At 53.3% G+C, this 23181-nt stretch carries 26 protein-coding genes and 1 tRNA gene; 13 read left to right on the top strand and 14 right to left on the bottom strand.

What is annotated here, in order from left to right:
* The first annotated feature begins 119 nt into the window (after positions 1-119).
* From MWH02_RS21730 to ybiX, 4 genes are all read left to right on the top strand, one after another.
* The gene (locus MWH02_RS21730; protein ID WP_137386053.1) at positions 120-1532 is read left to right on the top strand and encodes an EmmdR/YeeO family multidrug/toxin efflux MATE transporter; all 1413 of its coding nucleotides are present in this window, start codon (positions 120-122) and stop codon (positions 1530-1532) included.
* Positions 1533-1664: 132 nt separating this feature from the next.
* On the top strand, positions 1665-1832 hold the full coding sequence (locus tag MWH02_RS21725) for a hypothetical protein (protein ID WP_167391193.1): 168 nt from the start codon (positions 1665-1667) through the stop codon (positions 1830-1832).
* 352 nt (positions 1833-2184) lie between these two features.
* A complete protein-coding gene (locus MWH02_RS21720; protein WP_271461442.1) occupies positions 2185-4470 on the top strand; it encodes a catecholate siderophore receptor Fiu in 2286 nt (761 codons plus the stop codon).
* A 50-nt stretch (positions 4471-4520) separates the two neighbouring features.
* Positions 4521-5198: a PKHD-type hydroxylase YbiX gene (gene ybiX / locus MWH02_RS21715; RefSeq protein WP_222182793.1), complete on the top strand. Its 678-nt coding sequence runs from the start codon at positions 4521-4523 to the stop codon at positions 5196-5198.
* A gap of 44 nt (positions 5199-5242) precedes the next feature.
* Here ybiX and MWH02_RS21710 read toward each other — a convergent pair.
* The 3 genes from MWH02_RS21710 to MWH02_RS21700 form a co-directional block, all read right to left on the bottom strand.
* Positions 5243-5318, bottom strand: a tRNA-Asn gene (locus tag MWH02_RS21710).
* Between the two features lie 103 nt (positions 5319-5421).
* Positions 5422-6198 (bottom strand): DgsA anti-repressor MtfA, encoded by a 777-nt coding sequence (gene mtfA, locus MWH02_RS21705; RefSeq protein WP_101762794.1) that lies wholly within the window; start codon positions 6196-6198, stop codon positions 5422-5424.
* A gap of 277 nt (positions 6199-6475) precedes the next feature.
* The gene (locus MWH02_RS21700) at positions 6476-7150 is read right to left on the bottom strand and encodes an ASCH domain-containing protein (protein ID WP_101763938.1); all 675 of its coding nucleotides are present in this window, start codon (positions 7148-7150) and stop codon (positions 6476-6478) included.
* Positions 7151-7721: 571 nt separating this feature from the next.
* Here MWH02_RS21700 and MWH02_RS21695 point away from each other — a divergent pair.
* On the top strand, positions 7722-8420 hold the full coding sequence (locus MWH02_RS21695) for a phosphohydrolase (protein WP_110868365.1): 699 nt from the start codon (positions 7722-7724) through the stop codon (positions 8418-8420).
* A 76-nt stretch (positions 8421-8496) separates the two neighbouring features.
* Complete coding sequence (locus MWH02_RS21690; RefSeq protein WP_008105442.1) at positions 8497-8745, top strand: hypothetical protein; 249 nt, start codon at positions 8497-8499, stop codon at positions 8743-8745.
* Positions 8746-8785: 40 nt separating this feature from the next.
* On the opposite strand, the gene MWH02_RS21685 is transcribed toward MWH02_RS21690, so the two are convergent.
* Positions 8786-10378, bottom strand: a complete 1593-nt coding sequence (locus MWH02_RS21685) for a methyl-accepting chemotaxis protein (RefSeq protein ID WP_271461441.1) — start codon at positions 10376-10378, stop codon at positions 8786-8788.
* A gap of 124 nt (positions 10379-10502) precedes the next feature.
* Positions 10503-11894: a DNA (cytosine-5-)-methyltransferase gene (gene dcm / locus MWH02_RS21680; RefSeq protein ID WP_271461440.1), complete on the bottom strand. Its 1392-nt coding sequence runs from the start codon at positions 11892-11894 to the stop codon at positions 10503-10505.
* Between the two features lie 128 nt (positions 11895-12022).
* Here dcm and MWH02_RS21675 point away from each other — a divergent pair, with 128 nt between their 5' ends.
* From MWH02_RS21675 to MWH02_RS21655, 5 genes are all read left to right on the top strand, one after another.
* A complete protein-coding gene (locus tag MWH02_RS21675) occupies positions 12023-12499 on the top strand; it encodes a very short patch repair endonuclease (protein WP_101763942.1) in 477 nt (158 codons plus the stop codon).
* A gap of 70 nt (positions 12500-12569) precedes the next feature.
* Positions 12570-12842, top strand: coding sequence for a hypothetical protein (locus MWH02_RS21670; RefSeq protein WP_008105433.1), 273 nt, complete (start codon positions 12570-12572; stop codon positions 12840-12842).
* Positions 12843-12856: 14 nt separating this feature from the next.
* Positions 12857-13759: a DUF808 domain-containing protein gene (locus MWH02_RS21665; protein WP_101763943.1), complete on the top strand. Its 903-nt coding sequence runs from the start codon at positions 12857-12859 to the stop codon at positions 13757-13759.
* Between the two features lie 44 nt (positions 13760-13803).
* Positions 13804-13938, top strand: coding sequence for a hypothetical protein (locus MWH02_RS21660; RefSeq protein WP_255253243.1), 135 nt, complete (start codon positions 13804-13806; stop codon positions 13936-13938).
* A gap of 182 nt (positions 13939-14120) precedes the next feature.
* Positions 14121-14300 carry a YodC family protein gene (locus MWH02_RS21655; protein ID WP_101763944.1) on the top strand — a complete coding sequence of 60 codons (180 nt, stop codon included), beginning with the start codon at positions 14121-14123 and terminating at the stop codon, positions 14298-14300.
* A gap of 48 nt (positions 14301-14348) precedes the next feature.
* Here the strand turns inward: MWH02_RS21655 and MWH02_RS21650 are convergent, their stop codons facing one another.
* The 3 genes from MWH02_RS21650 to yodD form a co-directional block, all read right to left on the bottom strand.
* Positions 14349-15569 carry a glycosyltransferase family protein gene (locus tag MWH02_RS21650; RefSeq protein WP_271461439.1) on the bottom strand — a complete coding sequence of 407 codons (1221 nt, stop codon included), beginning with the start codon at positions 15567-15569 and terminating at the stop codon, positions 14349-14351.
* A 26-nt stretch (positions 15570-15595) separates the two neighbouring features.
* Positions 15596-16393, bottom strand: a complete 798-nt coding sequence (locus tag MWH02_RS21645; protein ID WP_271461460.1) for a mannosyl-3-phosphoglycerate phosphatase-related protein — start codon at positions 16391-16393, stop codon at positions 15596-15598.
* Positions 16394-16751: 358 nt separating this feature from the next.
* Positions 16752-16985, bottom strand: a complete 234-nt coding sequence (yodD, locus tag MWH02_RS21640) for a YodD family peroxide/acid resistance protein (protein ID WP_271461438.1) — start codon at positions 16983-16985, stop codon at positions 16752-16754.
* Between the two features lie 313 nt (positions 16986-17298).
* Between yodD and MWH02_RS21635 the strand changes: the two genes are divergently transcribed.
* Positions 17299-17457: a YqaE/Pmp3 family membrane protein gene (locus MWH02_RS21635; RefSeq protein ID WP_007891469.1), complete on the top strand. Its 159-nt coding sequence runs from the start codon at positions 17299-17301 to the stop codon at positions 17455-17457.
* 68 nt (positions 17458-17525) lie between these two features.
* Complete coding sequence (dsrB, locus tag MWH02_RS21630; protein WP_101763947.1) at positions 17526-17720, top strand: protein DsrB; 195 nt, start codon at positions 17526-17528, stop codon at positions 17718-17720.
* 124 nt (positions 17721-17844) lie between these two features.
* Here dsrB and MWH02_RS21625 read toward each other — a convergent pair whose 3' ends face one another.
* From MWH02_RS21625 to fliO, 6 genes are all read right to left on the bottom strand, one after another.
* Complete coding sequence (locus tag MWH02_RS21625) at positions 17845-19548, bottom strand: methyl-accepting chemotaxis protein (RefSeq protein WP_137386044.1); 1704 nt, start codon at positions 19546-19548, stop codon at positions 17845-17847.
* 142 nt (positions 19549-19690) lie between these two features.
* A complete protein-coding gene (gene rcsA / locus MWH02_RS21620) occupies positions 19691-20326 on the bottom strand; it encodes a transcriptional regulator RcsA (protein ID WP_008105413.1) in 636 nt (211 codons plus the stop codon).
* A gap of 629 nt (positions 20327-20955) precedes the next feature.
* A complete protein-coding gene (gene fliR, locus MWH02_RS21615; protein WP_271461437.1) occupies positions 20956-21744 on the bottom strand; it encodes a flagellar biosynthetic protein FliR in 789 nt (262 codons plus the stop codon).
* Positions 21744-22013 (bottom strand): flagellar biosynthesis protein FliQ, encoded by a 270-nt coding sequence (gene fliQ, locus MWH02_RS21610; protein WP_008105408.1) that lies wholly within the window; start codon positions 22011-22013, stop codon positions 21744-21746. The genes fliR and fliQ overlap by 1 nt, the downstream gene beginning before the upstream one ends.
* A 40-nt stretch (positions 22014-22053) precedes the next feature.
* Positions 22054-22785, bottom strand: coding sequence for a flagellar type III secretion system pore protein FliP (gene fliP, locus MWH02_RS21605; protein WP_061723562.1), 732 nt, complete (start codon positions 22783-22785; stop codon positions 22054-22056).
* Entirely contained in the window at positions 22785-23180 is a 396-nt protein-coding gene (fliO, locus tag MWH02_RS21600) for a flagellar biosynthetic protein FliO (protein WP_101763950.1), read from the bottom strand. The genes fliP and fliO overlap by 1 nt, the downstream gene beginning before the upstream one ends.
* Between the last annotated feature and the right edge of the window lies 1 nt (position 23181).

Here is a 23181-nt window from a genome sequence, read left to right as displayed (position 1 = left end):
AATGATTAAATGGTGAGGGGAAACACTTTGCATAATTCTCAGTGGCCTATCATCATTATTACTCTTCTTCCTCTCCAAAGTGATTTGGTAATCCCTTGCAAAATCCTGGCGTAGCAGTGATGCGGGCGGTCAGAAACACGGCGTGGTATCCCAAGCGCCGCGCTTACCGTACGTTGTTCTGGCGAGAAATCACCCCATTAGCCGTGCCCATCTTTATCGAAAACCTCTGCGTGATGCTGATGGGCGTCCTCAGTACCTTTTTAGTGAGCTGGCTGGGTAAAGAAGCGATGGCGGGCGTCGGTTTGGCCGACAGCTTCAACATGGTGATCATCTCCTTCTTTGCCGCCATCGATCTCGGCACCACGGTGGTGGTGGCGTTCAGCCTGGCGAAACGCAACGGCAAACGGGCGCGAGCCGCCACCAGACAGTCGCTGGGATTGATGACCGCGCTGGCGTTTGTGCTGGTGATCGCCATCGAGTTTTGGGGGCATCTGATCATTGATGTGATTGCCGGCAGCGCCGATCCCAAAGTGAAAGAGCTGGCGCTGAGCTATCTGCAAACCTCGGCGTGGAGCTATCCCGCAGCGGCAATTGCGCTGATTGGCAGCGGCGCGCTGCGTGGCGCGGGCAATACTAAAATCCCGATGCTGATCAACGGCGGCATGAACATTCTCAACATCGTGATCAGTAGCGTGCTGATTTACGGCTGCCTCGGTTGGGAAGGGCTGGGCTTTGTTGGTGCCGGATTGGGCTTGACCATTTCGCGCTACATCGGTGCGGCGGCGGCGATTTATGTGCTGTATCGCGGCATTACGCCAGCCCTGAAAATCTCCATCGCCAGCTATTTCCGGCGCTGGGATCGCAATATTCTGATGGAAGTGTTGGGCATTGGCGTGCCCGCCAGTATTGAATCGGTACTGTTTAACGGCGGTAAGCTGCTCACGCAGATTTTTGTAGCTGGCATGGGTACCAATGAGATCGCCGGTAACTTTATCGCCTTCTCGATTGCTTCGCTGATTAACCTGCCGGGTAACGCGCTGGGATCGGCGTCGACCATTATTACCGGCCGCAGGTTGGGACTGAATCAGGTGATGCAGGCTGAACGCCAAATCAAACACGTGTTCTGGCTGGCGATGATTGGATTGTGTTCGCTGGCGCTGATCACCGTGCCGCTCGCCGGAACACTCGCACAGTTTTACAGCCGCGATCCGGAAGTCATTTCAGTTACCAAGCATTTGATTTGGCTGAATGCCGCCTTTATGCCTATCTGGACCGCTTCATGGGTACTGCCCGCCAGCCTGAAAGGCGCGCGCGATGCGCGTTACACCATGTATGTGTCCATGTTTAGCATGTGGGGCGCCCGCGTCGTAGCAGGTTATTTCCTTGGGATTGTGTTGGGAATGGGCGTGATAGGCGTGTGGCTCGGCATGTTCCTCGACTGGACGGTGCGCGGCGTATTTTTCTGGTGGCGACTCAACAGCGGCAAATGGCTGAACAATTACCGCAAGATGATGGCGAAGAGCAGGGGATAGGGCATTGGCTGGTGCCCATTGTGGGCTCTACGTATATGCATTAATTGGCAAAGAAGCGCACAACTAATCGGTTTGGTTATAGGAGAGAATACGGTTTACTGTCAGCGTCAATCATTTGTGGAGAAGCTGACAATGAAACACCTCTTGCAGCAGTGGTTTAACCAACTGATCAATGGCGAGACTGGACCCGCAGAAGAGCGCGAATTCGATCTCAGTAATCATATCGACCTGCTGATTCCCATCAGCCAGCTGTACGGTGTTGAGTTCCATCCTTCGGTGTATCGTTACTATGAGAGATGAGCGCCTGCACCATGTCATCCGCTACAGCTACTGGAATGAGCTGTGCGCTGTTGAATAAAGAACCCGCTCTAGCCAGCGGGTTTTTTATGCCTGAAATTTGACCCTTCGTTCAAAAAAATTCATCAGATTTTCACACTCTCTATCAATTGTCTTGATTCCGTAATTTTCTCGTAAAGAAATGTATTCCTAACTCGCGGCGTGCGTGTAAGATAGAAAAGTAAATGATAACCATTGGCGTTATCATTTAGGTGTCACGCCAGCTCAACGCCTTGCCGCCGGAATGCTTCTGCGCCAGGCCATCCGCTGATGTGATGTGCGCATCAATCATTACAAGAAACTCACTCCCTTAAAAATGGATAAAAATCGCAACCTGCCGTTTGGCAGCTTCAATTCCCTGACCTTGTTCACCGGGCTTTGCATTGGTATTTCTCCTGCTGCCGCATTAGCGGCAGAAAATGCCAACAAAAAATCTGACGATACCTTAGTGGTTGAAGCGCATACGCCATCGCTGTATGCCCCCAACGCATCTGCCGATCCGAAATTCAATCGTCCGCTGGTGGATACCACCCGCACCATGACGGTGATTCCGGATCAGGTGATTAAAGATCAAGGCGTGACCAATCTTACCGACGCACTGAAAAACGTGCCGGGCGTGGGCGCGTTCTATGCGGGGGAAAACGGCAGTTCCTCAACCGGTGATGCGGTGTATATGCGCGGCATCGACACCTCCAACAGCATTTACGTTGATGGTATTCGCGATATTGGCAGCGTGACGCGCGATACCTTCAACACTCAGCAGGTTGAAGTGATTAAAGGGCCATCGGGCACCGATTACGGACGCAGCGCGCCGTCAGGTTCGATTAATATGATCAGCAAACAGCCGCGCCTCGATACCGGGCTCGACGCCTCAGTCAGCGTTGGCAGCGCGTGGATGCGTCGCGGCACGCTGGATTACAACCAGGCGATCAACGACAACGCCGCGTTCCGCCTCAATCTGATGGGTGAGAAAACGCACGATGCGGCGCGTGATAACGTGCAGAACGAGCGTTATGGCGTTGCGCCATCGCTGGCGTTGGGTCTGGATACTGCAACGCGCTTGTACCTCAACTATCTGCATGTGCATCAAAACAATACGCCCGATGGCGGCATTCCAACCATTGGCCTGCCGGGCTATTCGGCGCCGAATGCGGCGACATCGGCACTGAACAATTCTGGCAAAGTCGCGACCAGTAACTATTACGGCACCGATTCTGACTTTGATAAATCGACCACCGACAGCGCCACCATACGCTTCGAGCACGATATCAACGACAGCACCACCATCCGCAACACCACGCGTTGGTCACGCGTGAAGCAGGAATATCTGCTGACGGCGGTGATGGGCGGCGCCACCAATATCACTGCGCCAAACCCGAACGATGTGAATAGCTGGAGCTGGTCGCGCCTGGCGAACACCAAAGACACCAGCAACCGCATTCTTTCCAACCAGACCAACATCACCTCGAAGTTTTATACCGGTTCGGTTGGGCACGATGTCAGCGCGGGCGTGGAGTTTACGCGTGAAAATCAAACCAACTACGGCGTCAATGCGATCACGCCGCCATCGGTTAATATTTACCATCCTATCAGCAGCATTTCGGTGGGTGGATTGGACAGGAATGGTGCCAATGCTAACGGGCAAACCGATACCGCAGGCATTTACGCCTTTGATACGCTCGCCATTACCAAAAGTTTTGAGCTGAACGGCGGCATTCGTCTCGATAACTATCACACCGAGTATGACAGCGCGACCGCCTGTGGCGGCACCGGACGCGGTGCGTTGACGTGCCCAGCTGGCGTGCCGCGCAATACGCCGGTTACCACCGTGGATACCGCAAAATCGGGCAATCTGGTGAACTGGAAAGCCGGTGCGCTTTATCGTCTGACCGAGCAGGGCAACGTCTATGTTAACTATGCCATTTCTCAGCAACCGCCAGGTGGCAGCAGCTTTGCACTGGCCGCGGGCGGCACCGGCAACAGCGCCAACCGCACTGACTTCAAACCGCAGAAAGCCAAGTCCAGCGAAGTGGGCACCAAATGGCAGGTGCTGGATAAACGTCTATTGCTGAATGCAGCGCTGTTCCGTACCGATATTGAAAATGAAGTCACCGCTAATGACGACGGCACCTATTCGCAAGCCGGTAAAAAACGTGTGGAAGGTTATGAGCTCTCAGCCACTGGCAACATCACGCCAGATTGGGAAGTGATCGCCGGCTATACCCTGCAGCATGCGTCAGTGACCGAAGGGGAAAGCGTATCGCAGGATGGATCTTCTGCGCTGGCTTACACGCCGAAGCACGCCTTTACATTGTGGACCAACTATCAGGCAACCGATGCGATTTCAGTCGGTGCCGGTGCGCGTTATGTGGGCAGCCTGCGTCGCGGCAGCGATGGTGCGGTCGGTACGCCGGATCACACCGAAGGTTATTGGGTCGCCGATGCCAAATTGGGCTACAAGGTGAACAACAACCTCGATCTGCAGCTCAACGTGTACAACCTGTTTGATACCAACTATGTTGCGTCAATCAATAAGAGCGGTTATCGCTACCATCCAGGCGAGCCACGGACTTTCCTACTGACGGCAAACGTGCATTTCTAAGTTAACGTCGTGGGGCGTGCGCGCCCCACAATTTTTGAGAGAACAACGCGATGATGTATCACATTCCTGCTGTACTGACGCCGGAAGAGGTAGCGAGTTTTAGCACGCTGCTGCAACAGGCCGAATGGATCGACGGAAGGGCGACGGTCGGCAGCCAGGGCGCGACGGTGAAAAACAATCAGCAGATCGATACCCGCACGCCACTGTACGATCAGCTGCAAACCGCGGTGATGCAGGCGCTGAACAACAACCCGCTGTTCTTTTCCGCTGCATTACCACGATCGATTTCCACGCCGCTGTTTAACCGTTATGAGCAGGGCGAAACCTACGGTTTTCATGTCGATGGCGCGGTACGCCATAACGGCGCGGCGGGCTGGATGCGAACCGATCTCTCCGCCACGCTGTTCCTCAGCGAACCTGAAAGCTACCAAGGTGGTGAGTTGGTGATTGAAGACACGTATGGTCAGCACAAGGTGAAACTGCCAGCGGGCCATCTGGTGCTGTATCCGTCGAGCAGCCTGCATTGCGTCACGCCGGTTACCCAGGGTGCGCGCGTCGCTTCATTCCTGTGGATTCAATCGATGGTGCGCGACGATAAACAGCGCGCCATGCTGTTCGAGCTGGATCGCAATATTCAAAGCCTCAAAGCGCGTCACGGTGATAGCCCAGAGCTGTTGTCGCTGCTGAACATGTATCACAACCTGCTGCGCGGCTGGACGGAAGTGTAAAAGCAAAAAGCCCGCTTAGTTTCCTAAGCGGGCTTCTTTAAATATGGCTCCTCTGACTGGACTCGAACCAGTGACATACGGATTAACAGTCCGCCGTTCTACCGACTGAACTACAGAGGAATCGTGTGAACGAGGCGAATATTAATGGCGCCCCTTGCAGGTGTCAACAGCTTAAAACACATTTGTATTCAACTGGCTAGCATTAGTACAAAGCGATCGCGATTTAAGCAGGTTCTGCTGTTAGCATCGCCAGTCGCGCCAGGGGATCCTGACGATAGAACTGCTGCAGATGGCGATACATCGCCGGGAAACGGTTAGCCAGTAAATCCGGTGCGCTGAAGAAATACTCCGACAGCACCGCAAAACATTCAGCCGCATCGCTGGCGGCGTAAGGATCGATGGTCGCCGCCTGTTCACCGACTAACTCAACTTCCGCTTCAATCTCCGCCATTGCCTGCAGCAGATCTTTCTCCCAACTGGCGACATCGCGCAGCGCCATCACCGGAATGCCGCTGGTATAGCCGCTGCCGCGCGCATCGAGTTTATGCGCCACTTCGTGGATCACCAGGTTAAAACCGGAGAGATCGAGCGAATCCTGAATATCCAGCGCATTCAGCACCACCGGACCTTGCGTCCAGCTTTGTCCAGCGTGCACCGCCGGCGCGTGATGCACCAGGCCGTTATCATCTTCCCAGCGATCGTCGACATTGAAAGGTTCAGGATAGATCAGCACTTCATGAAAGCCATCGAGCCATTCGAGACCGAGCTTCAACACTGGCAAACAGAACAGCAGCGCCAGACGCGTCAGTAATAGTTCATCGAGTTGCAGGCCTTGCAGCGGCGAGATTTTTTTCTGCTGCAGGAAGCGTTGCGCCAGCGTAACCAGCGCGGTTTTTTCATCAGGATCGAGCAGTGAAAAGATCGGCTGCGCCAGCGCCTGTTGCCAGGGCAGCGCCAGTACTGAAGTCTCTATTTGCGCATGCCACGGCCATTTGAACATTGCGTCACTCACTCTTCAGACGAAAACAGTATCCTGGCGCGGCAAAGGGGAAATTACCAGCGCGGAATCAAAGCCGGAGATTCAACCAGTTAATGGGGGATTTGTCTGTGATTGGCGTGGCAAAGCGGCAAAGTAAGTTTGCCTTCACACCAACGCTCTCCCGCAGGCGGGAGAGGGAGCTTGCTGTGCAAATCTTCACGTGATCCCCCAAACTTCTACATCGCTAAGAACGGTTCCCTCGCCCGCCCGCGGGAGAGGGTTAGGGGGAGGGGACGTCTTATCGTTCAACCCGCTGGAACGCGATCACCCAAACCCACGGGTTCACTTCCCAGCTGGTGGCGCCGTACTGTTTCTGCCACGCTTTGCGGTAGGCTTCTTTTGGCGATTCGGAATTCATATTCATGGTGAAGAAGTTATTCAGGAAGTGCGAATCGGTCTGCACGCCTTCCGCCATGATGTCATCTTCACTAATGTCCTGAATCTTCTCGGCTCGCACCGAGGTGATTTGCAGGTCGATGCGGCTGGCCCAGCGCGGCATATGAATCGCGGTTTGCCAGCCAAACTGCTCGGCATTCTGCATATTCTCATCCAGCTGTCCCAATTCATTGCTGTCAGCGCGATATTGGCAGTAAGCCGCATTGCGGAACGGCAGAGGATCGCGTTCGTAATCCGCCAGCATCGCCTCCGGCACGATCGGGCCGCGCCAGGTTTCACGTACCCACAAACCATCGCCCGCCTGACCAAATGGGCAGTGCGAACTGACATCGGTCATCGACATCAATTTATAGCCGTGCAGATGATTGGCACTGACATCAAATGCGTGTACGCCCTCATGATGATCCTGACCCGGACCAAAGGCTTGAGTTTTCATAATGCGCCGGGTCTGCGTTTGCTGGCCAACCAGCAGGGCGCGTACCCGCTGTTCGGAAAAAAGAATCGGCCGTTCTTTCATTGCATACCTCTTAATGTGTCACAAACCCGGAAACTGCGAAGAATCCCCTAACATCCGTAGATGCGAGAGCTAGCATAATGGGTTTGAATCAGTTTGCTTAATAATTTGTCGACTTAGTATCAGGCTATTCTGGCAATTTTAGATGTAAAAAATGGTTCATAAGCAAAATGTGTGCTGAAAAGGACTTTGCAAGGGATCAGAAACCATAAATTTTCCAGATACAGTACGTTATAAAGGCCATTATGGGAACCTTTTCAGATTATGCCGTGTTGATCTGCCTCTAAGAAGCCCCATTTATTAGCATAGACAACTGGAATTTATCCCTAAAGCGAAATTTGTTGATGACGCGAATATATTAAACCTATTGAACAGAGTTATTTAACTAAAACGCACTAAGGAAATACCGAAATCGCAATGGCTGCTGTGCAAGCGGCGTTAACAGCGTTATAACAAGATCGGGATCTCATTTTTTACGGCTGGCACCGGCTGGACGGATGTAAAAAAAGTGTCATGACCAGGCCGCTATGATGTCCGCAGGAACGTAGATAACAGCAATAACAGGAGAAGCACGATGTCACTTACTCACTGGCAACAACGCTACGAGAATTGGCTGCAGCTCAACTGGCTGCACGACGACAAAGCCCACGATATCGCGCACCTGCGCCGCGTCTGGATGAGTGCTAAGCGCATCATGCAGCACAGCGACGCCGATCCTATGGTCGTGATGACCGCCTGCTATTTTCACGATGTGGTCAACCTGCCGAAAAACCATCCCGAACGTCATTTAGCGTCAACTTATGCCGCGGAAGAGACGCGCCGCATACTGCAGCAAGATTTCCCCGACTTCCCGTTCGAACGGCTGGATGCCGTTGCGCACGCGGTGCAGGCTCACAGCTTTAGTGCGCGTATCGCGCCGCAAACGCTGGAAGCGAAAATCGTGCAGGATGCCGATCGTCTCGAATCATTAGGTGCTATCGGCCTGGCGCGCGTTTTCTATACGGCGGGCGCGTTAGGTCGTCCGCTGTTTGATAGCGAAGATCCGTTAGGAAAGGATCGCGAACTGGATGATGTGAAGTGGACCTTGGATCACTTCCAGAAAAAGCTATTGGGTTTACCACAAACCATGCAAACCGAAGCTGGACGCCTGTTGGCGGAACATAACGCCGATTTTCTCGTCCACTACATGGGCAAACTTTGCGCCGAGCTGCAGGGCAATTTGACCTCCATCGATGAGTCGGTGTTAAGAGATTTCAGCCCTATACACTCGTAATATTAAATTTTTATGACAGTCTGTTAAGTTTCATCTGCTTCCGCTACGTTGTTGTAAATCAAAAGGGAGTATGAAAATGACCGAGACAGTTAACTTAACCATCAAAATTGACCCGGCACTGAAAGAGCACATCAAACAGTTAGCCGCCGATAACCAAATCTCCATGAGTCAGGAGATCGTTAATCGCCTGCAGGCCAGTTTAGATGCGGGTGCGCAACCGGCCATTGATAGTCTGGACACGCAAGAAGCGGTGGAAGATCAGCTCTCCGCTGCGGAACTGAAGCAGATTCGTGCACTGCTGAAGAAAAGTAAGAAGAAGAAATAAGCAGAAAACCCGTCACTGACGGGTTTTTTATGCCTGCAGATTAAATACGGAACTGCTGCGCGCGCTGCGCCAGGCGGTCCGATAAAGCGCGCAATTGCACTGCCGATTGCACCTGATGGGCGTTAAGCGCTTCGTTCTGCTGCAGCTGTCCGCTCATCTCCACCACTTCCAGCGCAATCTTTTTCACCCGATGACTCTGCGCAGCACTGTTGTGCTGTAGCTCGTTCAACTGCGTCACCACGCCAGACACCGCGCTGCTGATCTGTGTGAACAGCACCTCCAGCGCTTTCACCTTATCGAAGCCAGCATGCACATGTTGCTGCGTATGCTGAATCAATCCGTCAATCTGGCGCGTCGAGGCACCGCTTTGCTGCGAGAGCAAACCCATCTCTTTGGCGACCACCGAGAAGCTGCGGCCGTAAGCGCCGGCATGTGCAGACTCGATCGCGGCATTTAGCGACAACAAACGCGTCTGCATCGACAAGTCATCCAGCATGCCAACAATCCCGGCGATATCATCCGACGCGGTGACAATTTGCTGCATCTGGGTTTCCATCTTATCGACTTCCAGTGCGCAGTTACGCATCAACGCATCGGCAGATTGCGCTTCCTGCGTCGCCTGCTGCGAGAACTGGGCACCAATCTCCACCTCTTCAGAAACGCGATCTAAGCGCTGCGACAGATGATGGAAGCTGGCATTTTGCTGCTGGTGTTGCTGCATCACTTTCTCATTGTACTGCTGCATATCTTCTGCGCCGGCGGCCACGCTGACCGCCACCGTGTTGATGTCGCGCACAATCTGCTGCAAGCCGCGCCGCATGGTCTCGATTGACTGGAACAGCTGGCGCGTTTCCAGCGACTGACGACGCGGAAGGTTTTGCGCATCGACCAGATCACCGGTGGCGATCTGTTCCAGCTGCGCATTCGCGCGACGCAGCGGCAACAATACGCCGCGCATCAGCAGGCTGGACGCCAGCACTAACAGCGCCATCAGTATCGCGCTGACCATCAGCGACAGATTGCGGCTCTGCTTCAAGGTGCTGAGGGTGTTTTGATTCACGCTGCTGAGCTGCTGATTGGCCTGCTCGATTTCACTGAACCAGGCATCATTAAACTGCTGCTGAAATGCCTGCATCGGCACCATAAAAAAGGCGTTGATGTCGTTGGCCGCTAATCCTTTCAGCTGCTCCTGCAATCCTGCCGCTAGCATGGTAAAACCTTGCGCCAGCGGGCTATCCGCATGGGCGTGGTAGGCGGCGAACTGTTGTTGCGCCTGTTTCAACGAGTCATCGGCTGCCGCCGCCAGACTTTTCCAGCTATCCACCGAGCCACTTTGTTGATCCTGCATCAGATAAATACCGGCGCGATGGCTGTTATCACTGGCGGTGAGCAGTTCGATGCGCGCTTTATCCAGCAGGGCCAGACGTTCGCGCAGTTGATTCGCCTGCTGCAACGAGGTTTGCGTCTGGTTAACGTGGGTATTCAGTAGCAGCACGCCGGCAAACTGCAGCAAGCAGAACAGCGCAATGAACAGCAAAAACTGGCTACGTAAACTGGTGAGCCACAGCGGAATACGCGGGGAGAACCGCGCGCGTAACCGCAACGGCAGAGTGATAACAGACAGAAGTGACATCACACGCCTCCAAAAAATAAAACAGGAGTATTGGCAGCACGCGTGACAGTTTGGTGACAGCGGGCGCGATTAGGCGGAAAACAGCATAAAGCGCGGCCCTAAATAAAATTGTGGTCCTGAATCGCTACGCCTTTTGCGCGGCGTACTGTTCAATCAGCGGCAATAACAGTTGTGCCACCGCAGCAAATACCGGCACCACTACCGAGTTGCCGAACTGCTTGTAGGCCTGCGTATCGGAAACCGGAATGCGCAGTTTGGCCTCGCCCGGTGCTTCAAAACCCATCAGGCGGGCACATTCTCGCGGCGTTAAACGACGCGGACGGCGCGCCATATTCTCCGCCTGCTGGAAATCCGCTTCGCCTTGCGCGAGATCCCAGCCGCGATCGATGAGGATTTCCGAACCATCTTTGTAATAGCGCGCCGATAAGGTACGCACGCAAATGTTCAGATTACGCGGATCGTTAAGGCCAAAGCCGAAGCCGTTACCTTTGGCTTTGTGCTTTTTCGCGTATTGATACAGATAGTTCCACAGCGTGGGCGATAGCGTGTATTTTGCTTCCGGCTCGGGTTCCAGCAGGCTGTGTAACGACGGCACCTTTTGCGGATAGAGCGCGGGCAGGGCGCGCAACGAAAAGCCGTTGCTGAGCCCGCTATCACGGCGAATGCCCACCAGCACGATGCGCTCACGATGCTGCGGCAGGAAATGGCGCGCATCGATAATTTTCGCATCCGGCAAACCACCGTCATTGGCATCGGCCACGTCATAACCGAGTTCATCCAGCGTGGCCATGATGATGGCGAAGGTGCGGCCTTTATCGTGACTCTTGAGGTTTTTCACGTTCTCCAGCACGAAGAACGGCGGCTTCTTGGCGGCCAAAATGCGCGCCACATCGAAGAACAGCGTGCCTTGCGCTTCGCACTCAAAACCGTGCGCGCGACCTAACGCATTCTTCTTGCTCACGCCCGCCAGCGAGAAGGGCTGGCAAGGAAAACCGGCCAGCAATACCTGATGATCGGGAATGGTGCGATCGATATGCTGATAAATTGCCTGCTCATCGCTGATGCCCGCGGGCTGCGTTACCAGACGAATATCACTGTTGAAGTGATGCAACTGTGGATCGCTATACAGATTGGCTTTATAGGTGCGCACCGCTTCTTTATTCCATTCGCTGGTGAACACGCATTGACCGCCAATCTGCTCGAAGCCACGACGAATGCCGCCGATACCGGCAAACAGATCGACAAACTGGAATTTGGCGTCGTCATAGTGCGCCGGACGCTGCGGCAGCAAGGCCTGCAGGCTGGCCACTTCGCGGCTGGAGAGCGCCGGCGCGCCACTTTTACCGGCGCGGATGCGATTCAAACGCGGCACGCTCCAGTCGCGGCCACCGGCTTCAGTTAAGGTGATAACCACATCGCGTGCGGCATAGATATCGAGCACCTGCAGTAACAGCGACGTCGCGTCATCCTGATCGGCGGTTAACGGGGAGGGCGAGACGGGGTCGATAGCGAGCATGCGTTTTTCCTTAACAGTGAAGCGGCTATGCTAACACTCATCACGCAACGAGGAAATTGGCGTGCGGTGTGCTTTCGCTTTTGGCTTAAACCGCTAAAGTTGTAGAAGCGCTAATACAAGGAGACGCCATGGCAGACGTTCACTCGCAAGCCATTCGCAGCAAAAACATGCGCGCGATTCGCAATCAGGATACCGCGATTGAACAGCGTATTGCGTTGATTCTCAAAGATCGCGGCTTCACCTATCGCGTACAGGATAAAGCGCTACCGGGCCGCCCGGATTTTGTCCTGCCCGCCGAGAAAGCGATTATCTTTGTTCATGGCTGCTTCTGGCATCGACATCACTGCTACTTATTCAAAATGCCGGCCACGCGCACCGAATTTTGGAGTGGCAAAATTAACAGTAACGTTGAGCGCGACCGGCGTTACGTCGAACAACTGCGCGAAGGAGGTTGGAAAGTACTGATTGTTTGGGAGTGCGCGCTGCGCGGCAAACTGCAGCTGCAGGACAGCGCGCTGATTGAACGTTTAGAAGAGTGGCTGCTGGCCGCAACCGACAGCAGCGAAATCGACCATCAGGGCTTGCATCACTATCGCGTTGAATAGTGCGAGATTGTTGCTTTTAGCCGCTATAACAGTTTAGATCTCCCTTTTCTCTGGGACGCGGAATTGAGCCATGAGCAGCATCAAACTTACCGTTAAGCGCCTGTATCAACTCCGCGATGAGCGGATGGTGACAACCCAAGCCACGGCGCGCATTTATCTTGGCGACCGGCTGGTAGCCACCGAAGAGATCAGCGGCATGACGGAAAGTCCAGTGAGCAAGTATTTGCACGCCGGGGATCTGACGGGGCCGTTACGCGTCGAATGGGACTGTGCGGGCATCGCCGATATGTCAGTAACGGCGATTGAGCGTTGCCCCTGTTGTCAGGATCACGAACCGGAATAATAAGGAATACCACTTTGGCAGGAACCAGTTTACTCACCCTTCTGGATGATATTGCAACACTGCTCGACGATATCTCGGTCATGGGCAAAGTTGCGGCAAAGAAGACCGCAGGCGTATTGGGTGACGATCTGTCGCTGAATGCGCAGCAGGTTAGCGGTGTCAAAGCCAACCGTGAATTGCCCGTTGTATGGAGCGTTGCAAAAGGCTCCTTTCTTAATAAATTCATTCTGGTGCCGCTGGCGTTATTGATCTCGGCGTTTGCGCCCTGGTTGATTACGCCGCTGCTGATGATTGGCGGTGCCTATCTCTGCTACGAAGGCGTGGAGAAAGTGCTGCATAGCCTCAATCACGATAAGGCCGAGCAGAGTCCGGAGGCGCGTCAGCAGCGTCTCGACAAACTGGCGCAGCAGGATCCGCGGGCGTTTGAAAAGGACAAAGTAAAAGGCGCAGTGCGCACTGACTTTATCCTCTCGGCGGAGATTGTCGCCATCACGCTGGGCATCGTCTCAGAGGCGCCGCTGCTGAATCAGGTGCTGATTCTCGCCGGTGTCGCCATTCTGGTGACCATTGGCGTGTACGGCATCGTGGCGATGATTGTTAAAATTGACGATTTGGGCTTTTGGTTAAAAGAGAAATCTTCCACGGTCGCGCAGGCCATTGGCGGCGTATTGCTGGCCTTTGCCCCCTGGTTGATGAAAGCCTTAACGTTAGTCGGCACGCTGGCGATGTTTTTGGTTGGTGGCGGCATTGTGGTGCACGGCATCACGCCGCTGCATCACGCCATTACGGAATACAGCGCCGGATTCAACGGTTTGGTCTCGGCACTGCTGAGCAACGGCGCCAATCTGGTGATCGGCTTTATCATTGGGTCGATCGTGCTGTTGGGCGTAAATCTGATTGCTAAGCTGCGCGGCTAGCAGTTATAAAGCGCTGTAAATTTTTAATCACGGTCAGGAGAACGATGATGAACGACGATATGTTTGAATTTGATATCGATGCACAGCTGGAACAGGCTGAAGCCAAAGCGGCAGAAAAAGCCAACGAAGTGCCTGCGGATATCAGCGACGAAGCGGATTGCGAAGGCTGCAAAATCTAATTTTCCTGTCTAGGACGTGCTATCAAAGCCGACAATAAATTTTGTCGGCTTTTTTTATTTACAGAGTTTTTAACTGCTTATTCTGATTTAGTAGCAGTAATAGATTAATCGTATAGGAAAAAATCGGTCACAGCTGCTATACCTAAATTCGGTCATTTAACGATGAAAGAGGGAGGTGCGGTATGATCTTTGCAATCAGTGACGAAGTTCAGCACAAACAGGGCGGACCCACCATGGTGGTCACCGGCTATGCCAGCGGAATGGTAGAGTGTCGTTGGTATGATGGTTACAGCGTGCGACGTGAGGCGTTTCGTAGTGATGAACTCAGTCACGTATCGAGCGCGCAACAGCTGGCCAGTTAAACACATTCGGGACGATGCCCGTCGTCCCGAATGTGGTTCAACCCTGCATTACACCTTGCCGTCGTTATCCTCTTCCACCGCCTGATAAATCCGCTGCAGAATATCCGGAAAAGCAGATTGCACGCGACTCCAGCTGGGAATAAAGGGTTTCTCATTCGGACGCTCAATAAAGGCTTGTCCGGCATCGAGAATCGCCTGAGTGAACATCTCTACCGCCGCTTCCTCAATGTGCTGATCAAACTTGAGGCCGTTCATGGTGGCTTCGTGGTTGTAGATCTCCATCATGTCCAGCGCATTACGGTAGTAAGTGGCTTTCAACACCCGGAACGAATCGCTGGTGAGCGGCACGCCCATGGTGGCCAGCTTACGCAGCAGCGACTGCACGATGTCATTGCTCATGCGTTTCAATCCGCCGGTACCATCATCTTCGGCCAGCGGCTGATGCTTGTGGTCGTAGTTATCGGCGATCTCAACCTGGCAGGTCTGACGCGTGGTGTAGTTACGATAAATCTCCGACAGCACGCCAATCTCTAATCCCCAATCGCCGGGAATCTTGATGCCGTTGAGCACATGCGTGCGCATGGCAAACTCGCCAGAGAGCGGATAGCGGAAGCTGGTGAGGTAATCGAGATATTCCGAGTGACCGTAGACTTTCTGCAAGGAGCGCAGCAGCGGACCGACCAGCAAACGCCCAACGCGGCCATTCAGCTTGCCGTCGGCGACGCGCGCATAAAAACCTTTGCAGAACTCATATTGAAACGACGGATTGGCCAGCGGATAGAGTAAACGCGCCAGCATGCCGCGTTCATAGGTGACGATATCGCAGTCGTGCAGCGCCACGCACTGAGTGCGGTCGGAAGCCAGCGTGTAGCCAGTACAGAACCACACATTGCGCCCTTTGCCGGGTTGGCTCGGCGATAAACCCTCTTTATCCAGTTCGGCATCCAGCGCTTTCAGGCGCGGCCCGTCATTCCATAAAATGCGATGGCGCTGCGGCAGGCGGGAGAAGAACTCACGCGCAAACAGAAACTGGTCGCGATCGGCGCGGTCGAGGCCAATCACAATCTCCTCCAGGTAAGGTACCTTCGCCAGTTCGTTAACGATATTATCCAGCGCCGCGCCTTCCAGTTCCGAGAACAGCGACGGCAATATCAGCCCCATTTTGCGTTTGCGTGAGAAGCGCACCATCTCTTTTTCCAGCGATTCGACGCTGCGGTGGGTGAGATTATGGAAATTAGTAATGACACCATTCTGGTAAAAATCACTCATCGTCTCATCCTTTTGGTTAAAGGCCGTTACTCATTCGGCGCAAGAAAATAGTCCAGACCTTCACGCCAGCCCTGCGGACCGACGTGCGCGGTGTGGTAAACGTTCTCAGTATCGGTGCGTTGCAACGCCACCGGCGTTTTACTGAAGCCTTTTATCACCACGGCATAATCAACGCGCTCCAGCATCGGCACATCGTTGGGGCCATCGCCCAGGCCGAGTGTGGTACGCGCTTCTCCTTCCTGCGCGGCGAGATGCTGCTGAATGTCCGCCAGCGCGATACCTTTGCCGGTGCCGGCGGGCATCACATGCCAGAAACGCCCGCCCTGGGTTAACGCCAGATTGTGTTCTGCCAGCGCCGCGCGGAATTCCGGTAAACGCTGTTCGTCATCGCGCCACAACACCACTTCCGACGCTTCGCGCAGGCGGCTTTGGCTGGCTTCGGCAAGGGTTAAACCGGTAAAACGTGCGACTTCGGCATCACTAAATTCATGAAAGCCGTTGAAGCGAAATCGTGCCTGCAACGCCTGCAGCGTCTGGCACAGCGCATGATAGCTGGCGCTGGTTTCGATCGGCGGTGTATGTTCACCGCCCAATACCACGCGCGCACCGTTTTCAGCAATAAAAGGGGCACCGACAATGCCTAACTTCTTTTGTAGTGGAATAATCTCGGCCGCCGTTTTGCTGGAACAAATCACCAGCGGGATCTGATGTTGTTGCAGACGCGCCAGCCATTCACTGGCCGCATCCCAGTTATAGTCATGATGATCCAGCAATGAGCCATCGAGATCGGTAATGATCATCAGGGAAGAGTTAAGACTCAGCATCATCACACTCCTTACGCCAGTGGCATCTGTAAAGCGAAGAGTAATCAGTATAATAGCGGAATCGCGATCACACTTTTTCCCGCGACCCGGCCAGCGACATCCAGGATAATTCTTAAATGGCAAACGTGGCGGAAGGCGCGATGCACATTTCGTGCACAGCTGAAACCAGCAGTGACGCGGCGCGTAGGACGATTCACATAAATGCTTATACAAAATTGTTCGATTTACATGCAGGGATGAGTCTTGTCTTAATCAGACTAAGGCGTAATCTGACAGGGTGTTAAGAATTCCCTGGTGTAACGAACTTACTGATTTACTTTACCCGGCCATCCCGCCGGGTATTTTTTTGAAATCGATTTCAGCGGTTCACTTCGCTGCTGGCGAAGTCGCGAATGTCGAGTTCGAAGGCTTCCGCTAGCTCGGAGTAAGAGTCATAGGCTGCGCCATTTACCGTAACGCGATGCGCGTCTTCGGCTTCCATAAACTCTTTTACCTCGCCCGACGTTCTCTTCTGAATCGCTTCCAGCAACGCATCAACATCGACATTCACTTCGCGCTGAACTCTCTCGCTGTACTTTTTTGCAGTGGTCATGGCGGCCTCCCGGAGGCAATCGGATCTACACCAGTATAGTCGTTGGTGAAAAGAGGGCGCGGAGGGCAAATGGCAGGCAAAAAAAAGCCCGCGCTGCGCGGGCAAAAATCCTTGTTACTTTTAGGTTGACTGCGCCTTTGGGGTTGGTGCAGTACTGAGAAGTGTACGAGCAGCCTGCGTCAAAAGTCTCTCTGCGAAACGTTAAGAAAGCGAAAAAGCGCATCTTGACAGAGTTTTACCTGCCTTTAAGTGCACAGTGCGTAACAGCGACTATGCTTAGCGATTGATTGTTAAGTGATATCAGGGAGTGAATATGGACTTTTTACGTATTGTCATCGCCATTTTGGTTCCACCACTGGGCGTATTCTTGCAAGTCGGTTTTGGTGGGGCTTTCTGGCTCAATATTCTGCTGACGTTGTGCGGCTACATTCCAGGCATCGTGCATGCGGTGTGGGTTATCGCCCGACGCTGATCGCGATCAGGCAGTGTTGATTATCTTCCGTTAAACTGTGTCGCAGGACAATTTGTGGAGAGTAATCAATGAAGGTGAACGATCGCGTTACGGTTAAAACCGACGGCGGCCCGCGCCGTGTGGGTACGGTGCTGGCAGTGGAAGCATTCAATGAAGGCATCATGTATCTGGTGGCGTTAGAAGATTACCCGCTGGGGATTTGGTTCTTTAATGAAAGCGATCATGCTGAAGGGGTTTTTGTGGAGCCGTATGAAGAGGCTTGATTGATTTTTCCCTCACCTTAACCCTCTCCCGCAAGCGGGAGAGGGGAAAGATCGGCGCACCATCCACTTCTTCGCCCATGTATGGGAGAGGGCCGGGGTGAGGGACTTCGCGCACTACCTCAAATCAAAATGTCTCCCAGTTATCATTCCCTGACGTCGCCAATGCAGGACGTGGCGCCAGATTTGGCGTACGCAACGCAGACTGCGCCGCTTTAGCCACGTGCGCCACTGGCGCGTCATTCAAACGGAACACCGCCACCGCCTGCGTCAATCTGCCGGCCTGATCTTCCAGCGAAGCCGCTGCCGAAGAGGCTTCCTCAACCAGCGAGGCGTTCTGCTGCGTCACGTTATCCATCTCGGTCACCGCCAGGCTCACCTGCTGGATGCCACGGCTCTGCTCATCCGACGCGGCGGCAATCTCCGCCATAATGTCCGTCACGCGCCGCACCGCTTCAACAATCTCGCCCATGGTATTACCGGCTTCGCCGACCTGGCGTGAACCGTTGGTGATCAAACCCACCGATTCAGCAATCAGCGTTTCAATCTCTTTCGCCGCCTGCGCACTGCGTTGCGCCAGGTTACGCACTTCGCTGGCCACCACGGCAAAGCCACGGCCTTGCTCACCGGCACGCGCCGCTTCCACCGCGGCATTCAGCGCCAGAATATTGGTCTGGAAAGCGATGCTGTTGATGACGTTGGTGATCTCGGCAATCTTCTTCGAGCTGCCAGAGATGTTGTTCATGGTTTGCACCACGCCGCTCACCAGATCGCCACCGCTGCGCGCTTTGCCTGAGGCATCGGCGGCCAGCTGGCTGGCGTGATGGGCGTTCTCGGCGTTCTGTTTCACCGTGGCGGTGAGCTGCTCCATGCTGGCGGCGGTTTGCTCCAGCGCGGAGGCCTGCTCTTCAGTACGTGATGAGAGATCGGTGTTACCGGCGGAAATCTCGCTGGAACCCTGATAAATCGCTACCGCGCCTTCTCGCACCGTACCGACGGTGCGCACCAGCGAGGCCTGCATCAGCTGCAGGTTATGCAGCAAGCTACCAATCTCGCTGCGGCCATAGGCTTGTTCCGGCGCGGTGAGATCGCCTTGCGCGATACGCTCGATGCGATCAACGGACTGACGTAGCGGGGTGATCACCACGCGACGCAGGAACACGAAGGTCAGCAGCACCAGCAGCAAGGCGGCAGCAAACGCCACCGCCATAGCAATAAAGCCAATGCGTGATTGATGCGCGGCTTCGGCATTAATCGCTTCGGCGCGGTCGGTACGGATTTTAATCGCCTTCAGCAGCACGGCATTATAGGCATCATCCAGTTTGCGCGTGACGTCAGTTTCCTGCGCCACAATGCCTTCGAAGCTGCCCTGTTTAGCCGATTCAATCATCGGCTTGAGACCTTTATCAATATAAGCATTGAAGCTGGCGGTCAGCGGTTCATCGAGGGCAATATCCGCCGGCGTTTTCGCCTTGCGATCCATATAGAGTTTAAAACCTTCGCGCGCTTGTTTAATACGCGTCTCGGTGCGCGCTAAATCGGCACGATAACCATCCATTTCACCAATACGCGCGGCGGCACCGGATTGCAGCACATTGAGTCGCGCAGTACGCAGATGGTTAGAACTGTTAGAGATGCCCATACGAATTTGAATTTCTTCGGTGGCATCGTTTAGGGAATTATTACTCTGAATCAAAAAGTAGCTGGCGAGTCCAATGCACAGGGCAAAAAGCAGCAGAATGCCACCAAAGATCATACTGAACAAAGGCATCAGGCGCAGGTTCTGCCAGATGCTGAGCTTATATTGCTCATCAATCGATGCTGTTTTCATATCCTTGCTCTCATGTAGGTAGGTGTTATGAGAATAAGCATCGGCAGGCAGGGGGAAAGGATTAGGCAGGAAAGTGGGATCAAACTCTCAAAACGTGAAAAGGGCCAATCAGATGATCAGCCCTTTTATTCACTGTAGGTGATTATCGCACGTTAACATAAATCCCTGAGGTGACATTATCAGTCAAACGGACGACATGATAAATAACCTGCTTATTATGGGTTTTAATTTTACGTTTAATATTACCTTTATGTGACGATACGGTTTTGGCTTTAATTTGCATGTTCTCAGATATCTGAATGGTGTCATGACCTGACATCCACATTTTCAGCATATTTGATTCAGTCTGACTTAATGTCAGTGGATGCACGTCGAGCCCGGCAGAAATACGCGGCGAAGCGTTGAGTTTCTTTTGCAAATAGGTGCCTAATAAGGAATCCAACGTCGAAGTTTTTATCGATTTTGATGTAATAATCAGGTTCTTACGAACGTAGAGGTATTCCTCAAAATGGATATTCGAGATCGCCATGAAAATAAAGAATAAGGTATCAGGATGCTGCATGATAATAGCACGAATACGATCGCTGGAATCAGATTCGTGAATAAAGCACTCTTCGTTGATAAACACAACGCCCGGCTTAATTTGCTCACATCTTTGTTGCAATTGGTCGATATCCGAAACAGGAGTAATATTTTTCTTTTTAACTCCTTTCGCAGACATATAGTCAGACAAACCCAGGCGTGTGTAATTACATGAATCCATAATAATCGTTGGCATTATAGCGACCCTCACCAATTTGTTATCCGTTTAAATCAACGATGAATACGCGTTTGCGGTACGAGAGAAATTTCCAAAGACACTTTTTTATTCTGCTCAGCAGATTGGCGATAGTTGTCCATGCGCCATCATGACTCTTCCCTGAACCGTGCTGCGAAGTTTTTTTTATAGTACATCCACGTCACTCTCATCTCAGCCATAGTGGGAATGGCTAAGGATTTGCATTAAGTGTTTTATTCGCTCTGTTTTGAGAGCCCTGTCACTATCGCGCAGATCACAGACAAATCTGATAGGACAAATCTTAAAAACATTTGTGTGGCGAAAGTATGACGCTTCAGCGAGCGTTGACAATGCCGGAAAAAAGGGATTTAGACAAGAAAAATCGCTGTGAAATTTTTTTTGTTTAAAAACAGCCCTTTGAGCATTTAATCAACCGATTCAGCAGGTTTAACCCCTTAGGAATCGTCTGACTAAAATACGCGAAGCGCGGTTTAATAAGAATAATTTTCACCAAAAATGCGCACTTATCAGAATTTCCTCAGTTGATTTCTGAGAAATATGGTTCAGAAAATGCACTAACAGATTTTGAATGCTTAACTATTACTTAAGGGCGTCTACAGAATAGTTAATCAACGGGCGCGGGAAAGTTCTGACACAAACTGGGCGAGTAAATCAAAGACTTCGCTAAACAGATGTTCGCAGAAGGGAGCAAGCAGCGGCATCATCAACCCTACGCTGAGGATGCCCACCGTTAAGGTAATCGGGAAGCCAACCGCGAAAATAGAGAGTTGTGGTGAAACACGGTTTAACAAACCTAGTGCCATGTTTAGCGTGAGGAGCAGAACTATTAAGGGCAGCGCTAACATCATGCCATTAAGGAAAATTAATCCCGCGGATTTCACCAACGCCATAAAAGCATTGGCGTTGAGCGGCTGATCGCTGATTGGCAACGTATGAAAACTGTCCACCAGCAGTGAAATCAGCCACAGATGTCCGTTGAAGGTAAGAAACAGCAGCATGGCCAGCATATCGAGAAAACGAGCCAGCACCGGCATGTTCAGGCGGCTGCCCGGATCGAAGAAGGTGGCGAAGGACAACCCCATCTGTAAACCAATCACTTCCCCCGCCATACGCACCGCCGCAAAGGCGAACTGCATGGTCAGGCCGATGCTCACGCCAATCAGCAGCTGTTGCAGTAGCAACCAAAACCCCGCGGGCGTAAACAGGGTCGCCTCCACCGGCGGCAGTACCGGCAGGATGAGCCAGGTGGTCAATACCGCAAGGCCAATCTTGACGCGTTTGGGAATCGATTTTTCGCTCAGCACCGGCGCGCTGGCAAACAGCGCCAGCAAACGCACCATCGGCCAGAAGAATTGTGCGACCCAATGGATCAGCTGGCTGCTGTCGAGGTTAATCATTAGCCAATAATGTACGGCAGATTGCTAAACAGCGTGCGAATGTAATCCAGCATCAGATTAAGCATCCACGGACCAGCGATTACCGCCGTAGCGGCGACGGCCAGAATCTTGGGGATAAAGGAGAGCGTTTGTTCGTTAATCTGGGTCGCGGCTTGCAGCACGCTGATGATCAACCCGCTGATCAACGCCACCAGCAACATCGGCGCGGCCATTAGCAGGGCGACGCGCATCGCTTCCTGGCCCATAACCATCACTGATTCAGGTGTCATGCTGCACTCCTCGAGAAAGAAAGGTGAGGGCGAACGCCACTCAAGAGTAGAAACTTTGCGCCAGTGAACCCACCAGCAGCTGCCAGCCATCCACCAGCACGAACAGCATCAGCTTGAACGGCAGGGAAATGGTCGCCGGCGGCACCATCATCATCCCCAGCGCCATCAGTACGCTGGCGACCACCAGATCGATGATCAGGAACGGAATGAACACGGTGAAACCAATCTGGAAGGCGGTTTTCAGTTCACTGGTGACATACGCCGGCAGCAGAATACGCATCGGAACCGCTTCCGGACCCTGAATCGGTGCGGTGTTAGCCAGACGGGCAAACAGCGCTAAATCGGCTTCGCGCGTTTGACGCAGCATAAATTCACGCAGTGGCTGAGCACCTTTATCAATCGCGTCCGCCATGCTGATTTTGTCCTGACTGAACGGCAGATAGGCGTCGGAGTAAATCTTGTCGAAAGTCGGCGCCATGATAAAGAAGGTCAGAAACAGCGCCAGGCCAAGCAGCACCTGGTTTGGCGGCGCCGACGGCGTGCCGAGGGCGTTACGCAGCAAACCAAACACAATAATGATGCGCGTGAAGCTGGTCATCATCAGCAGCACCGCCGGAATAAAGGTCAGCGAGGTGATGAACACCAGCGTCTGCACCGGCAGCGACCAGCTCTGGCCACCGTTCGCCAGCGGCTGGCTAATTAAGCCTGGCAGCTGCGCATGGGCAACCGGTGCCAGCAACAGCAGCGGCAAGAGAGGAAGTAATCGACGCATCATTGTGGTTTTCCGGGACGTTTAACCAGGTTCTGGAACAGCTGACGAAAATCCTGTGGCGCAGCGCTGTGATTTGCCCGTTCTTCCGGCGGCAGCGGCGGTAACGAGTGCAGATGGGTGATCTGCTGGGCGGTCACGCCCAACACCAGACGCGCATCGGCGGTATCGACAATGACCACACGCTCACGCTGGCCAACCTGCACCGTCGCGCTGACTTTCAGCGCCTGGCCGGTCACCGTTTTCGGTGCAAAGCCAAGGCGTTTGGCCAGCCAGCCGCAGCCGAGAATCAGCAGAACAATCACTGCCAGCACGCTGCTGACCTGGCCAATCACCGAACCGGTTGAGACCACCGGCTGGCTGGGTACCGGTTGTTCGGCTTGCGTGTGTTTTAACATG

The organism is Pantoea leporis, assembly GCF_028048155.1.
GTDB lineage: Bacteria > Pseudomonadota > Gammaproteobacteria > Enterobacterales > Enterobacteriaceae > Pantoea > Pantoea leporis.
This window is presented reverse-complemented; position numbering and strand designations above follow the sequence as displayed.

Coding starts and splice junctions, on each gene's coding strand:
- MWH02_RS21730 (WP_137386053.1), top strand. CDS start 120: ATGCGGGCGGTCAGAAACACGGCGTGGTATCCCAAGCGCCGCGCTTAC.
- MWH02_RS21725 (WP_167391193.1), top strand. CDS start 1,665: ATGAAACACCTCTTGCAGCAGTGGTTTAACCAACTGATCAATGGCGAG.
- MWH02_RS21720 (WP_271461442.1), top strand. CDS start 2,185: ATGGATAAAAATCGCAACCTGCCGTTTGGCAGCTTCAATTCCCTGACC.
- ybiX (WP_222182793.1), top strand. CDS start 4,521: ATGATGTATCACATTCCTGCTGTACTGACGCCGGAAGAGGTAGCGAGT.
- mtfA (WP_101762794.1), bottom strand. CDS start 6,198: ATGTTCAAATGGCCGTGGCATGCGCAAATAGAGACTTCAGTACTGGCG.
- MWH02_RS21700 (WP_101763938.1), bottom strand. CDS start 7,150: ATGAAAGAACGGCCGATTCTTTTTTCCGAACAGCGGGTACGCGCCCTG.
- MWH02_RS21695 (WP_110868365.1), top strand. CDS start 7,722: ATGTCACTTACTCACTGGCAACAACGCTACGAGAATTGGCTGCAGCTC.
- MWH02_RS21690 (WP_008105442.1), top strand. CDS start 8,497: ATGACCGAGACAGTTAACTTAACCATCAAAATTGACCCGGCACTGAAA.
- MWH02_RS21685 (WP_271461441.1), bottom strand. CDS start 10,378: ATGTCACTTCTGTCTGTTATCACTCTGCCGTTGCGGTTACGCGCGCGG.
- dcm (WP_271461440.1), bottom strand. CDS start 11,894: ATGCTCGCTATCGACCCCGTCTCGCCCTCCCCGTTAACCGCCGATCAG.
- MWH02_RS21675 (WP_101763942.1), top strand. CDS start 12,023: ATGGCAGACGTTCACTCGCAAGCCATTCGCAGCAAAAACATGCGCGCG.
- MWH02_RS21670 (WP_008105433.1), top strand. CDS start 12,570: ATGAGCAGCATCAAACTTACCGTTAAGCGCCTGTATCAACTCCGCGAT.
- MWH02_RS21660 (WP_255253243.1), top strand. CDS start 13,804: ATGATGAACGACGATATGTTTGAATTTGATATCGATGCACAGCTGGAA.
- MWH02_RS21655 (WP_101763944.1), top strand. CDS start 14,121: ATGATCTTTGCAATCAGTGACGAAGTTCAGCACAAACAGGGCGGACCC.
- MWH02_RS21650 (WP_271461439.1), bottom strand. CDS start 15,569: ATGAGTGATTTTTACCAGAATGGTGTCATTACTAATTTCCATAATCTC.
- MWH02_RS21645 (WP_271461460.1), bottom strand. CDS start 16,393: ATGCTGAGTCTTAACTCTTCCCTGATGATCATTACCGATCTCGATGGC.
- yodD (WP_271461438.1), bottom strand. CDS start 16,985: ATGACCACTGCAAAAAAGTACAGCGAGAGAGTTCAGCGCGAAGTGAAT.
- MWH02_RS21635 (WP_007891469.1), top strand. CDS start 17,299: ATGGACTTTTTACGTATTGTCATCGCCATTTTGGTTCCACCACTGGGC.
- dsrB (WP_101763947.1), top strand. CDS start 17,526: ATGAAGGTGAACGATCGCGTTACGGTTAAAACCGACGGCGGCCCGCGC.
- MWH02_RS21625 (WP_137386044.1), bottom strand. CDS start 19,548: ATGAAAACAGCATCGATTGATGAGCAATATAAGCTCAGCATCTGGCAG.
- rcsA (WP_008105413.1), bottom strand. CDS start 20,326: ATGCCAACGATTATTATGGATTCATGTAATTACACACGCCTGGGTTTG.
- fliR (WP_271461437.1), bottom strand. CDS start 21,744: ATGATTAACCTCGACAGCAGCCAGCTGATCCATTGGGTCGCACAATTC.
- fliQ (WP_008105408.1), bottom strand. CDS start 22,013: ATGACACCTGAATCAGTGATGGTTATGGGCCAGGAAGCGATGCGCGTC.
- fliP (WP_061723562.1), bottom strand. CDS start 22,785: ATGCGTCGATTACTTCCTCTCTTGCCGCTGCTGTTGCTGGCACCGGTT.
- fliO (WP_101763950.1), bottom strand. CDS start 23,180: ATGTTAAAACACACGCAAGCCGAACAACCGGTACCCAGCCAGCCGGTG.